Source organism: Lysinibacillus sp. UBA5990, assembly GCF_002429815.1.
Taxonomy (GTDB): Bacteria; Bacillota; Bacilli; order Bacillales_A; family Planococcaceae; genus Lysinibacillus; species Lysinibacillus fusiformis.
The window spans coordinates 16,208-29,165 of sequence record NZ_DJAY01000006.1; the positions used below are offsets into that span (position 1 = coordinate 16,208).

A 12,958-nucleotide genomic window follows, 5' to 3' on the forward strand; every position below is an offset into this window, starting at 1 on the left:
TTAAAAGTAGCAATTACCTATTAAGCAGGATAAACTACTTTTAAGGAGAGATATTTAGTGGATATTTTTGAAACAGATCGTCTATTTATGAAACAAGCATTAGAGGAAGCAAAAAAAGCAGCTATACTTGGGGAAGTACCTATAGGGGCTGTCCTTGTTTATGATGGGCAAATTATTGCAAGAGCTCATAACCTACGAGAAACAACACAAAATGCAACAACACATGCTGAATTAATGGCTATTCAAGAGGCTTGTCGAAAAATTGGCAGTTGGCGTCTCGAAAAAACAACACTTTACGTTACGCTTGAGCCTTGCCCCATGTGCGCAGGTGCAATCCTACAATCCCGTGTACCACGAGTCGTTTATGGTGCGAGGGATATGAAAGCAGGCTGTGTAGATTCACTCTATCGTTTATTAAATGATGCTCGCTTTAACCATGAATGCGAAGTATCTGAAGGAATTTTAGCTGATGAATGTGGACAAATCCTTACCGATTTTTTCCGAGCTTTACGTGAACGAAAGAAGGCAGAGAAAAAGGCAAGACAAGCAGCAATGGCTGAAAGGGAATAGCCGAATGAATAAAAAATGTGAATATAAAAAGTAGGTGTCTTTCATTATGAAGACACTTTTTTTATATGGCAGCACCAAATTTCTGCGCGATAAAACATTGACATACATAAACTCAAAAGGGAGAATATAACTAGTTATAATTTTGATTTATTAGTAAATAAATAGGGGGTTTAATGTTAATGCCTATTTTTGATAGAGTGAAATTTGACGGATTACGCTCACGTGATTGGTTAATTTACAAACATCCAACTGACAAGTTAGTACTTGGTACCGCACTTATCGTCCATGAAGGACAAGTAGCCATTTTTGTAAAAGGTGGTCAAATGTGTGATGTTTTTAATGCGGGAACACACGTTTTATCTACGAATAACCTACCGATACTTCATAACATTGTAAATTTAGCATATGGAGGGGGGACTCCCTTCTCAGCAGAGATTTACTTTATTAATCTCACTGTGAAAATGGATTTATATTGGGGAACCACTGATCCTATTCAGTTAATTGATCCAAAATACTTTGTAAAATTGCGTATAAGAGCATTTGGGCAATTAGCTCTACGACTTGATGATTACTTAGTATTCTTTTCAGAAGTGATCGGCTCTATGAATAAAGATGATATTGTTAGCTTCGAAAAAGTACAGGATTATTTTAAAGGTTCTCTTATTACATCTGTAAAAACCGAACTCGCAAATAAGATTATTAATGAAAAAATTTCTGCGTTGGAAATAACGCCAGAGCTTCAAAACATTTCAAATAGTTTAAAAGAAAAAGTATCTGAAGAATTCATTAAGTATGGCTTTATAACAGCGAATTTCCATATTCAATCTATTAATTTCCCTGAAGAAGATTTTGAAGAAATTAATGAAATTTTACAGGATAAAGCTAAGTTTGAAATTATGGGAGACAATCGTTATGTTACCCAACGTAGCTTTGATGTTTATGAGTCAGCCGCATCAAATGAAAATGGAGTAGCTGGTATATTTGCAACTGGTGGAGTTGGCTTGAGTGTAGGACAAGGCATGACATCCATGATGAACCAACAAGTACAGCAACCTGGTCATCAGCCTACACATAAGATTTGTCCTTCTTGTCATGGCAGTATTTCTTCTAGCAGTAAGTTTTGCAATTTATGTGGGGAAAATTTAGTGCGAAAAGTTATTACTTGTCATTCCTGCCACAATGAAAACGAAGAATCTTCAAAATTCTGCAGTACTTGTGGAACTAGTTTACTGAAACCGGTTTGTTCATGTGGACAAGAAATAGATGTTAATTCTAAGTTTTGTAATAACTGTGGTGCTCAGGTTCATCCCATTTGACAGTTTTAATCACACTAATTTTTCGACTATGTACTTAGAAAACAATTGGAGGTATTAACATGAGCAATATCGAATGTCCACAATGTGGTGCACCTGCTGATATCACATTATCTCAATGTAAATATTGCGGGGAAAAATTCAGTTTCCAAAGCGAACAACCAATAGTGCAACAACCTACTTTTCAACAATCGGTACAGCCTGTGTATCAAGCACAGCCACAACAAGCTCCTATGTATGATGGTATTGATCCTTCTTGGCCTATAAAAAGTAAAGGTTTAGCTGGGGTCCTCGCTATATTTTTTGGTGGTATCGGTATTCATAAATTTTATTTAGGGAAGGTTTTTCAAGGGATTCTATATTTAGTTTTTTGCTGGACTTATATACCTGTCATTATATCTTTTATTGAGGGTATTATTTACTTACTCTCTAGTGAACACAATTTCTCTGTGAAACATCGAGTGCGCACTCGCTAATATTTTTTCAACAGTAGTTTCTAACTAAAAGATATTTTCACATGAAAGAAGGTGCCTCCTAGTGAGACACCTTCTTTTCTATATTTAATCAGTGTAATAAATGGTTTTGTAAAGCGCTCGTCTCATTGTGAATACCCTGTGCAATAATATCTCCATGTCGGCGTTTGTCGTAATAAAATCCTCTAGGCGATAACGTCGTATGATTATCTCGATATAGTTTATGTCCCAGGAAATTATCTAAGTATTTTATTTGCTTACTTTCATAAAAATGCTTTGAAAACTCAATTCCACCAATGGATTTACCATGTTCCATTATCGGGTAGGTCGAACTTAGTGATAAGTAACTAAAACCATTCAAGGTCGTTAATTGTTGTTCGTAATATAAAATTGGTTGTCCCGTTTGCAATACTTTAAAAATGGTACTTGTTTCAGGTGATAAATTTTGATAATTATCAGTCACAGTACTGTAAAAAAATTCATCAGGTGTTAAGCCGATTTCCAATAATATATGCTAAATCATAAAATATTGCACAGCCTTTATCGTCTGTAATTAAGATATTGTCAAATTCATTTAAAGCCTGAGCAAATTGCTGTAAATCCATGAATTCCCTCCCTTGTCCCCATGAATATTAACCCATTATAACGAATTTTCAAAAATTATGAGAGTTATCAATTTTGCAAAAGAAAAAAGGCTATTTTAGATTACCGTGTAAAGGTTAGTCTAAAATAGCCTTGATCAGTTGTTTATTTTGGGGCAATTACTTCTTTTCCACCCATATATGGTCTTAAAACTTCAGGAATTACTACGCTTCCATCAGCTTGTTGATAGTTTTCTAGTATAGCGGCAACTGTACGACCAATCGCAAGACCTGAACCGTTTAATGTGTGAACATATTCTGGTTTTGCATTTGGGTCACGACGGAAACGAATATTTGCTCGTCGTGCTTGGAAGTCCTCAAAGTTTGAACAAGAAGAAATTTCACGGTACATATTTTGTGCAGGAATCCAAACCTCTAAATCATATTTTTTCGCAGCAGTAAAGCCTAAATCGGCTGTACACATTTTTAATTTACGATATGGTAATCCTAGTAATTGCAGTACTTTTTCAGCATGACCCGTTAACAGCTCTAACTGCTCATATGACTCCTCAGGTTTTACAAAACGAACTAATTCCACTTTGTTAAATTGGTGCTGACGGATTAAACCACGTGTATCACGACCTGCAGAGCCTGCCTCTGAACGGAAACATGCACTGTATGCAGCAAAACCTTGTGGTAAAGCTTCAGCAGTTAAAATTTCATCACGGTAGAAGTTTGTTACTGGTACTTCCGCTGTTGGAATCATGAAATAATCTGTTTCCTCTAATTTAAATACATCTTCCTCAAACTTAGGTAGCTGTCCAGTACCCGTTAAGCTATCGCGATTTACAATCACAGGTGGCAGCATTTCCTCATAGCCATGCTCTTCTGCATGTAAATCCATCATAAATGTCATTAACGCACGTTCTAAGCGAGCCCCAAGGCCGCGGTAGAATAAGAATCGGCTACCAGTTACTTTGGCACCACGTTCGAAGTCCACAATTTTTAGATCTGTAGCTAAATCCCAGTGCGCTTTAATATCAAAATCAAATGCCGGAATTTCACCCCATGTATATTCCTCAACATTGTCATCTTCTGTCGTACCCACTGGTACAGATCCATGAGGAACGTTCGGCAGGCGCATCATCATATCTTTAAAGCGCTCTTCCACATCATTTAATTGAATATCAAGCTCTTTAATTTCATCGCCCACTTGACGCATACGTGCAATCACTTCATCTGCGTTTTCTTTGTTGCGCTTCATAACAGAAATTTGCTCAGATACTTTATTTCGTTCTGCTTTCAGTTCTTCCGTTTTAGCAATTAGTTCTCGACGCTTTGCATCTAAATTTTCAAAGTCATCTAAGTTTCCTAAATCTTCATTACGTGTTAATAGCATCTCTTTAATTTCCGCGAAATTATCGCGCACGCGTTTAATATCTAACATCGATCATACCTCCAGTAGTTTCTTAATGATAGGAAATTGTTGCATCTTGTTTCTTTATCTTGATTTAGTGGTCATTTGAACATCAAAATAAATAGCAATGTAGAGGAGCAGCATTTGGCTGTATCAAGATAAACACAAAAAAGCCCCCATCCCATAAAGGGACGAGAGCTACCCGCGTTGCCACCCTAATTGACTAGACACTATGTCTAATCCTCTTATTTTATAACGGCATTCCAGCCGGCAGCAGCCTACTTCATTGACTTCGACTGTGCAACTCCAGGACGGATTCACAAGTGCTTTTATCAGCTTCCACCAACCGCTGACTCTCTAAAAAAAACGTGCTTGCTACTACTTCCCATCATCGTGTTCAGTTAATTAAATTTTAACCATACTGTACTATATGAAAACAAATTTTGCAAGTCATACCATAGATGCTATAAAAAATTCAAGAATACGTGTGTCTGATGTTAATTCAGGATGAAACGAACAACCTAGTAAATGTCTATCCCTGGCTAAAATAATTTTACCTTCATGCTCTGCGAGAATTTCAACATCTTTTCCGACTGTCTCCATATGAGGTGCCCGAATAAAAACTGCTGGAATTGACTTACCTATTTTAGGAATATCGAGCTTTACTTCAAAGCTGTCAACCTGGCGTCCAAATGAATTTCTTGCAACTGTCACATCCATAACTGCTAAATGCGGTTCATCATTTACTAAAGTATTAGCCATTAAAATTAATCCTGCACATGTCCCAAACATAGGCAAGCCTCGTTGTGCTAGTTCTCGTATAGGCTCTAGTAGTTCAAAACGATCCAACAGCTTTCTCATTGTCGTGCTCTCACCACCAGGTAATACAAGTCCATCTAGTTTTATTAAATCCCGCTTCTGTTTTACTTCTAAAGCTTCACAGCCAAGATTTTCTAGCATTTGAACATGCTCTCGTACCGCCCCTTGTAAGGCTAAAACGCCAATTCGTTTCATCCTACCAGCCTCGCTCTTGCATGCGCTCATGTTGCCCAAGCTGTGCAATATCTATACCTTTCATTGGTACGCCTAGTTCCTTTGATATTTCAGCAATAAGCTTATAATCCTTGTAATGTGTCGTCGCTTCCACAATCGCATGTGCAAACTTTTCAGGATTATCGGATTTGAAGATACCTGACCCAACAAAAACACCATCAGCCCCAAGCTCCATCATTAATGCTGCATCAGCTGGTGTAGCCACACCACCAGCTGCAAAGTTAACGACTGGTAAACGCCCAAGACATTTGATCTCTCTTAATAATTCAAAAGGTGCTCCTAGTAATTTTGCCTCTGTCATTAATTCATCCTCTGTCATGCCTACCACTTTGCGAACTTGGGCATTTACTTTACGAATATGTCGAACTGCCTCCACTATATTCCCTGTTCCTGGTTCACCTTTTGTCCGTAGCATAGCTGCTCCTTCACCAATACGACGGGCTGCTTCGCCTAGATCACGACAGCCACACACAAATGGTACGGTATAATCACTTTTTAATAAGTGATACTCTTCATCTGCTGGTGTGAGCACTTCACTTTCATCAATATAATCAACCCCCATTGCTTCTAAAACACGAGCTTCTACAATATGACCAATACGAGCTTTGGCCATAACAGGAATGGAGACTGCTCCTAGTACTTCCTCTACAATACGAGGATCTGCCATACGAGCAACACCTCCTGCTTTGCGGATGTCTGAAGGTACTCTTTCTAATGCCATTACTGCTACTGCTCCTGCCGCCTCTGCAATTTTTGCTTGCTCAGCATTAATCACGTCCATAATGACGCCGCCCTTTTGCATCTCAGCCATACCACGCTTCACCAAATTTGTACCTGTCTGTTTCATTGTCTAACCTCCACCTTTATGATGAAATTTAGTATAATAGAAATTGACCATATAAAAATATCCAGTTTTTTAAAAAATCATAAGGTCAGGGGGTTTTTATCATATGGATATGCTTTTATTTCAGCTTGAACGGGATGGCGATAAACCTCTATATGATCAGCTTTACAACGGCATTAAAGAAGCTATCATTTCCAAGAAAATAGCAGTGGGAGAAAAATTACCATCAAAAAGAAAATTAGCCGATTTTTTGAATATCTCTCAAACAACGATTGAAATTGCCTATGCACAGCTTCTTGCAGAAGGCTATATTATGTCCAAATCACGTGTTGGTTATTTTGTAGAAGAAATAGATGAACTACCCTACATCCAGCAGGACACCGTAATTCAATTCAATGAGCATTCTAAGAAAAAATCATACAAAATAGATTTTAATCCTGGTTCTATTGATATCGATGCTTTCCCATTTCAGATTTGGAGAAAATATGCAAAGGAGCTGTTTGATGAAGCTTCAAAGAAATTATTATTAACAGGGGAACCTCAAGGGGAGCTTTCTTTGCGAACTGAAATTGCCAATTATTTATATCAATCACGTGGAGTGGTCTGTAATCCCGAGCAAATCGTCGTTGGCTCTGGTACTGAGCAGCTTCTACCTATGATTTTACGTCTTTTTAGTGATGATACTTGCTTTGCACTGGAAAACCCAGGGTATCCGGCAGTGCATCGTATGTTCTCTCAGCATAAACGAAAAGTTTATCCTATTGCCGTCGACGAAGAAGGAATCATCATTCAAGAGCTAGAGCAAACACAAGCTAATGTTGTTTATATTACACCATCACACCAATTTCCTACTGGTGCAGTATTATCCGCTACTAGACGTGCACAGGCTTTAAATTGGGCGGCACAAAGCTCATCTCGTTATATCATTGAAGATGATTATGATTCGGAATTTCGTTATACTGGAAAACCAATTCCTGCTCTTCATGCTCTCGATAGAAACGATAAAGTCATTTATATGAGCACTTTTACAAAATCGTTAATGCCCTCTTTGCGCGTAGCCTATTTTGTACTTCCACCACAATTACTTGCTACATATAATGATGTCTTTAATTACTATTCATCAACCGTACCTCGCTTTGATCAGCATATCGTAGCAAATTTTATGCATGATGGTCATTTTGCAAAACATCTTAATCGGATGCGTAAAGTTTATCGTAAAAAACATGATAAGCTTACTTCTATTTTAGAAAAATATTCATCATCCATTAAAATTACAGGTGAGCAAGCAGGAATGCATATATTATTAGACGTTGAGCACAAGTTGCCAGAAAAACAATTACAACAGCTTGCCTCCCAAGCAGGAATAGGTATTTATCCATTATCTGATTATCAACTTGATTACGTTGAATCTTCACAAGCACAATTTTTACTTGGCTTTGGGGGTATACCTGTTCATGTAATTGAACAATCGATAGAACAATTAATGGATTGTTGGGGAATACAAAAGAATCACCCATCTACTACAACCAAGTAGTAGATGGGTGACCCCCATTAAGATTCAATAAGTTGAATATGATAATGCTCAAACCAAGTATGAATTTGCCCTAGATATGCTAAAAGTTGAGGTCCCGCCATTAATTGTCCATACCATGGAATTTTGAATGAGCTACCTCCAGATTCTATTAATTCCGCAAGTTTTTTGTGCTCAAATAATTCATGTAAGATAGAGTTCTTATCTTTAAGTATTTCTCTTAACCATGTTTGCACACCTGCTGTATAAACTGGATGATATGTTTTAGGATATGGATTTTTTTTACGATACAACACTTCATCAGGCAATAAATGTGCCATGGACTTGCGTAGTAACCCCTTTTCTATGCCATCTAAATCCTTCATTTCCCAAGGAATATTCCATGCATATTCCACAAGGCGATGATCCGCAAAAGGAACTCGTACCTCTAAGCTCGCTCCCATACTCATACGATCTTTCCGCTCTAGCAAGGTCTGCATAAACCATTGCATATTTAAATAAAACATTTCACGATGTTTTACTTCTGAAGGACTTTCGCCATCTAGCAACGGGACTTCTGCAATTGTTTGTGTATAAAGCTGCTGTGCGTAGGATTCAATTTTTAATTTTTTATCCCACTTCTCTTGGAGTAATGCATTTCTTTCAGCCAATGATCGAATCCAGGGAAAACCCGTTGTTTTTTCTTTAAACCATGGATATCCACCAAAAATTTCATCTGCACATTCCCCAGATAGTGCTACAGTAAAGTCTCTTTTAATTTCCCGACAAAACCATAGTAACGATGAATCTACATCCGCCATACCTGGGGAATCTCTAACTATAACCGAATCTACTAGTAAATCAATCAGCTGTTGCTGAGTAATTTCCTCTGCATGATGTATCGTTTTAAAAGTTTCAGTCATTTTTTGAATCCAATACGTATCTGTTGAAGTTTGAAATGCATGGGGATTGAAAAAACGTTTATTATCCTCATAATCGATTGAATACGTATGCAACTTATTTTTTTGTTGTTTGAATCTATCTGCAGCAATTCCTGTAATAATACTTGAATCGAGACCTCCTGATAGAAATGTACAGATTGGTACATCCGAAACAAGCTGTCGTTCAATAGCATCCGTTAACAGCAAACGAACATGTTCTATTGTCTCTTCCAATGATTCTTCATGCTTGCGGCTTTGTAGCTGCCAATATTGCCATTTTCTTAAACCTTCTCTAGAGAAGCGCATTGCATATCCTGGTCGTAACTCCTCAATATTTTGGAAAAGGGTCTTACCTGGAGCTCTAGAGGGGCCTACAGCCATCATACTTGCCAATCCCTCCATAGTAATGGCAGCTTCAATCATTGGATGTGCTAGTAAAGCCTTTACTTCCGATGCAAAAAGAATACCCCCCTGTTGCTCTGTAAAATAAAGGGGCTTCACGCCTAATCGATCTCTGCATAAAAAAAGAGATTGCCCCTGTTCATCCCAAATACCAAAGGCAAAAATACCATTTAGAAAGTCTACACATCGCTCTTTCCATTCAATATAGGCAGTCAATAGCACTTCGGTATCTGAATGTGTTGTGAAAGTATAACCTCTTTTCTGCAGCTCTTTACGCAGCTCTTCGGTATTATAAAGTTCGCCATTATATGTAATGACATAGTTTACCCCATCATGTATTTTTTTCATCGGCTGCTTGCCACCTATTAAATCGATAACTGCTAACCGTCGATGGCCAAATGCAATATGCTCACTACACCAAATATTTTCATCATCTGGCCCTCTCTTGTTTAATGTTCGTGTCATTGCTTGCAAAACTTTTTCACTTGCTTTTAAATCCTTTTGAAAGTTAGCCCATCCTGTAATGCCACACATTTAGCCACATCCTTTCGCCTATTAGCGTATGCTGTACGGGTCCAAAATGTGAAAAAGCACATGAATGTTTGCTAACATTCATGTGCCCTTTAATTAATGATTAGAATAGTCCTCCAACGAAATCAGAAATCCCACTCCATAAATTGCCGAAGAAGTTCCCAACACCTTGGAAGAACAATGAGATACCGCTAGCACGCTCTACAGCCCCTGTAGTAACAATATCGGATGAAATATCCTTACCATCGATAAAGCCGTAATCTGTGCCCTCTGTGCGCTCAATAACGACCTTCCCTACAACAGTATCTTTTTTAACTCCTGCCTCAAGACTCTTTTTATCTAAAACCAATTTAGGTTTATAAAGATCCTTATCGGAAGACTTGATCATAAATGAAATAGGTTCTTTTACAGCAATCTCTACTTTGTCTTCTTTACCTTTTGTCACTTTTACTGTTTTTTGATCTTTAAACGTATAGTTCGCTGGTAGAATTTCTTGTTTTGAGAATTGTGAAAAACCATAGTTAAATAATTTTGCTGTTGCATCAAAACGAGCTTTATATGATCCTTGTCCACTAGCATCAACTGCTTTCATGACCACTGCAATTAATCGAGTACCATTACGCTCTGCAGTACCTGTAAAGCAATGGCCTGCAAAGTTTGTAGTACCTGTTTTTAATCCATCTACACCTTGATATTCAAAAACTAACCCTGGTAACATAAAGTTCCAGTTAGACATTTCAATGGCATCCTCTGTACCTTCACGGAATGTCTTCTTAGTAATTTGAGAAGTTTCTAGTACCTTTGGGTGATCCTTTAATAGATGATAGGCTAGTTTTGCCACATATTTTGCAGGCATCACGTTCTCATCCTCTGGTCCTGTCCCTGCTGGTTGCATCCCAAAAAGATCCGCGTTATTTAGACCTGTGGAATTGACAAACTTATAACCCTCTAGGCCAAGTTCTTCTGCTTTTTTGTTCATTAATTTCAAAAATTCAGTCTCTGTTCCAGCAATTGTTTCAGCTATAGCAACAGTTGCAGCATTCGCTGAATAAATAGCCATTGCCTCATACAATTCTCGAATCGTGTAAGAACCATCACGACGTAAAGGTACATTACTTAATGCACGATTTTGAGACATACGATACGTATAATCGGTTACGTGGTATTCTTGATCCCATTTAACTGTCCCTGCATCAATAGCGTCCAATAACAGGTATTCAGTCATCATTTTTGTCATACTTGCAATACCTAGTGAAGTATCTGCATTTTGTTCATATAAAATTTTCCCTGAATCTGCGTCAATTAAAATTGCAGCATCCACTGTTAGTCCTAAATCCGTCTCTGCATTTGCCTTTGCAGGAATACCTGCAAAAATACCAATTAATAAAACGGGAATTAGGAGTAAGCGTAATACGGTGTTCATTTTCTTTTTCACCTTTAAAGCCCTCCAAAAAAATAATCTTGTCCTCGACATTTTATCATAGATATCAACATACGTGTTGACTCTCTATCATAAAAAAATGCTCTCGCGCCATCTTTGTAGACGATGCGAAAGCATAAAAGTTGCAAGTAATATATTACATGGAATAGTTTGGTGACTCTTTTGTAATCTGTACATCATGTGGATGTGATTCACGAAGACCTGCACCAGTCATTTTAACAAATTGGGCATTTTCTCGTAGGTACTCAAGATGCGGTGCTCCACAATAACCCATACCAGCTCGGATACCACCAATCAGTTGATAAATTGTATCAGCTAATGGTCCTTTATAAGGAAGGCGACCTTCAATACCCTCAGGCACTAACTTTTTCGCATCCTCTTGGAAGTAACGATCTTTTGAGCCTTTTTCCATTGCTCCAATAGATCCCATACCGCGGTATACTTTGAAGCGACGACCTTGGAAGATTTCTGTCTCTCCTGGAGATTCGGAAGTACCAGCAAGAAGTGATCCTAGCATTACAACATTTCCACCAGCCGCTAAAGCTTTCACAATATCGCCAGAGTATTTAATACCACCATCAGCAATAATCGTTTTACCAAGCTCACGAGCTACTGTAGCACAATCATATACTGCTGTAATTTGCGGTACACCTACGCCAGCCACAACACGTGTAGTACAAATTGAGCCTGGGCCAATTCCTACTTTAACAACATCTGCACCAGCCTCGAATAAGGCACGTGAACCTTCTGCAGTGGCTACGTTACCAGCAATGATTTCTAGTTCTGGGTAAGTTTCGCGGATTGAACGGATTGTCTGTAATACACCTTCTGAATGTCCGTGTGCTGTATCAATTACTACAATGTCAACTTGTGCTTCTACAAGCTTCTCAATACGTACCATTGTATCCTTCGATACCCCAACTGCTGCACCTACAAGTAAGCGACCATGTGTATCTTTAGCAGCATTAGGGAATTCAATAACTTTCTCAATATCTTTGATTGTGATAAGTCCAGTTAAGCGACCCTCTTCATCAACAATCGGAAGTTTTTCGATTTTATATTGTTGAAGAATTTTTTCTGCATCCTCTAGAGTCGTTCCAACAGGAGCTGTAATTAAATCTTCTTTCGTCATGACATCTTCAATTTTTAAAGAGTAATCCGAGATAAAACGTAAATCACGGTTTGTAATGATCCCTACTAGTTTTTGGTTTTCCATACTATCAACAATAGGTACACCGGAGATTCGGTATTTACCCATTAAATGCTCAGCATCGAAAACTTGATGAGTCGGAGTTAAGAAGAATGGGTTTGTAATAACACCATTTTCAGAACGTTTTACTTTTTCTACTTGTTCAGCTTGTTCGTCGATACCCATGTTTTTATGGATAATACCGATACCGCCTTGTCGTGCCATAGCAATAGCCATTTTAGACTCTGTAACTGTATCCATACCTGCGCTGATCATTGGAATGTTTAATTTAATCTTTGGTGTTAATTGAACAGATAAATCAACATCTTTCGGTAATACTTCAGAATGAGCTGGTACTAATAATACATCATCAAAAGTTAAACCTTCTTTGGCAAATTTAGTTTCCCACATTTTCGTAACGTCCTCCTATAGTTAAAAGAATATTAATTGTAAGATTAACAACGTGGACTGCTACTGTCAAGAAACTTATAAAAGAAAGACAATTCAGACTTTTAATCATAGCAAATTTTAATTGAAAATCCAAATAAATAGCTATATAAAAAACTACTAGCGACCATACTATAGTTATATGAAATCTTACAATTAAATCTTTTTATAATGAATGATTTTTGTATAAAATCCTGTAATTTATGAAGGATATTCTTAAGATAATAAAAAAACAGCCAGCACACA

General features: G+C 37.7%; 12 protein-coding genes and 1 other annotated feature. Of the genes, 4 read left to right on the forward strand and 8 right to left on the reverse strand.

What is annotated here, in order from left to right; genetic code table 11:
* The first annotated feature begins 57 nt into the window (after nucleotides 1-57).
* From tadA to B3D94_RS04235, 3 genes are all read left to right on the forward strand, one after another.
* Nucleotides 58-570, forward strand: a complete 513-nt coding sequence (gene tadA, locus B3D94_RS04225) for a tRNA adenosine(34) deaminase TadA (protein ID WP_139133753.1) — start codon at nucleotides 58-60, stop codon at nucleotides 568-570.
* 179 nt (nucleotides 571-749) lie between these two features.
* A complete protein-coding gene (locus B3D94_RS04230) occupies nucleotides 750-1,886 on the forward strand; it encodes an SPFH domain-containing protein (RefSeq protein WP_291755065.1) in 1,137 nt (378 codons plus the stop codon).
* A gap of 230 nt (nucleotides 1,887-2,116) precedes the next feature.
* Nucleotides 2,117-2,359, forward strand: a complete 243-nt coding sequence (locus B3D94_RS04235) for a TM2 domain-containing protein (protein WP_204162659.1) — start codon at nucleotides 2,117-2,119, stop codon at nucleotides 2,357-2,359.
* An 88-nt stretch (nucleotides 2,360-2,447) separates the two neighbouring features.
* On the opposite strand, the gene B3D94_RS04240 is transcribed toward B3D94_RS04235, so the two are convergent.
* The 5 genes from B3D94_RS04240 to pdxS all read right to left on the reverse strand — a co-directional run bounded on the left by B3D94_RS04240 (nucleotide 2,448) and on the right by pdxS (nucleotide 6,254).
* Nucleotides 2,448-2,861: a hypothetical protein gene (locus B3D94_RS04240; protein ID WP_291755068.1), complete on the reverse strand. Its 414-nt coding sequence runs from the start codon at nucleotides 2,859-2,861 to the stop codon at nucleotides 2,448-2,450.
* Nucleotides 2,839-2,961, reverse strand: coding sequence for a hypothetical protein (locus B3D94_RS04245; protein WP_291755071.1), 123 nt, complete (start codon nucleotides 2,959-2,961; stop codon nucleotides 2,839-2,841). The genes B3D94_RS04240 and B3D94_RS04245 overlap by 23 nt, the downstream gene beginning before the upstream one ends.
* A gap of 142 nt (nucleotides 2,962-3,103) precedes the next feature.
* Complete coding sequence (gene serS, locus B3D94_RS04250) at nucleotides 3,104-4,384, reverse strand: serine--tRNA ligase (RefSeq protein WP_291755074.1); 1,281 nt, start codon at nucleotides 4,382-4,384, stop codon at nucleotides 3,104-3,106.
* A 154-nt stretch (nucleotides 4,385-4,538) separates the two neighbouring features.
* Nucleotides 4,539-4,755 (reverse strand) — a binding site (T-box leader).
* A gap of 49 nt (nucleotides 4,756-4,804) precedes the next feature.
* Entirely contained in the window at nucleotides 4,805-5,368 is a 564-nt protein-coding gene (gene pdxT / locus B3D94_RS04255; protein WP_069483087.1) for a pyridoxal 5'-phosphate synthase glutaminase subunit PdxT, read from the reverse strand.
* A 1-nt stretch (nucleotide 5,369) separates the two neighbouring features.
* Nucleotides 5,370-6,254, reverse strand: coding sequence for a pyridoxal 5'-phosphate synthase lyase subunit PdxS (pdxS, locus tag B3D94_RS04260; protein ID WP_291755076.1), 885 nt, complete (start codon nucleotides 6,252-6,254; stop codon nucleotides 5,370-5,372).
* A gap of 103 nt (nucleotides 6,255-6,357) precedes the next feature.
* Between pdxS and B3D94_RS04265 the strand changes: the two genes are divergently transcribed.
* Nucleotides 6,358-7,785: a PLP-dependent aminotransferase family protein gene (locus B3D94_RS04265; RefSeq protein ID WP_291755078.1), complete on the forward strand. Its 1,428-nt coding sequence runs from the start codon at nucleotides 6,358-6,360 to the stop codon at nucleotides 7,783-7,785.
* Nucleotides 7,786-7,802: 17 nt separating this feature from the next.
* Here B3D94_RS04265 and asnB read toward each other — a convergent pair whose 3' ends face one another.
* From asnB to guaB, 3 genes are all read right to left on the reverse strand, one after another.
* Complete coding sequence (gene asnB, locus B3D94_RS04270; RefSeq protein ID WP_291755080.1) at nucleotides 7,803-9,638, reverse strand: asparagine synthase (glutamine-hydrolyzing); 1,836 nt, start codon at nucleotides 9,636-9,638, stop codon at nucleotides 7,803-7,805.
* Between the two features lie 100 nt (nucleotides 9,639-9,738).
* The gene (locus B3D94_RS04275; protein WP_083244759.1) at nucleotides 9,739-11,070 is read right to left on the reverse strand and encodes a D-alanyl-D-alanine carboxypeptidase family protein; all 1,332 of its coding nucleotides are present in this window, start codon (nucleotides 11,068-11,070) and stop codon (nucleotides 9,739-9,741) included.
* Between the two features lie 142 nt (nucleotides 11,071-11,212).
* Nucleotides 11,213-12,676, reverse strand: a complete 1,464-nt coding sequence (gene guaB, locus B3D94_RS04280; protein ID WP_008179648.1) for an IMP dehydrogenase — start codon at nucleotides 12,674-12,676, stop codon at nucleotides 11,213-11,215.
* Between the last annotated feature and the right edge of the window lie 282 nt (nucleotides 12,677-12,958).

What these genes read in the sequence shown, in the direction of transcription:
- pdxS (WP_291755076.1), bottom strand. Translation starts at nt 6,254, where the DNA reads ATGAAACAGACAGGTACAAATTTGGTGAAGCGTGGTATGGCTGAGATG.
- pdxT (WP_069483087.1), bottom strand. Translation starts at nt 5,368, where the DNA reads ATGAAACGAATTGGCGTTTTAGCCTTACAAGGGGCGGTACGAGAGCAT.
- B3D94_RS04265 (WP_291755078.1), top strand. Translation starts at nt 6,358, where the DNA reads ATGGATATGCTTTTATTTCAGCTTGAACGGGATGGCGATAAACCTCTA.
- guaB (WP_008179648.1), bottom strand. Translation starts at nt 12,676, where the DNA reads ATGTGGGAAACTAAATTTGCCAAAGAAGGTTTAACTTTTGATGATGTA.
- serS (WP_291755074.1), bottom strand. Translation starts at nt 4,384, where the DNA reads ATGTTAGATATTAAACGCGTGCGCGATAATTTCGCGGAAATTAAAGAG.
- asnB (WP_291755080.1), bottom strand. Translation starts at nt 9,638, where the DNA reads ATGTGTGGCATTACAGGATGGGCTAACTTTCAAAAGGATTTAAAAGCA.
- B3D94_RS04245 (WP_291755071.1), bottom strand. Translation starts at nt 2,961, where the DNA reads ATGGATTTACAGCAATTTGCTCAGGCTTTAAATGAATTTGACAATATC.
- B3D94_RS04235 (WP_204162659.1), top strand. Translation starts at nt 2,117, where the DNA reads ATGTATGATGGTATTGATCCTTCTTGGCCTATAAAAAGTAAAGGTTTA.
- B3D94_RS04230 (WP_291755065.1), top strand. Translation starts at nt 750, where the DNA reads ATGCCTATTTTTGATAGAGTGAAATTTGACGGATTACGCTCACGTGAT.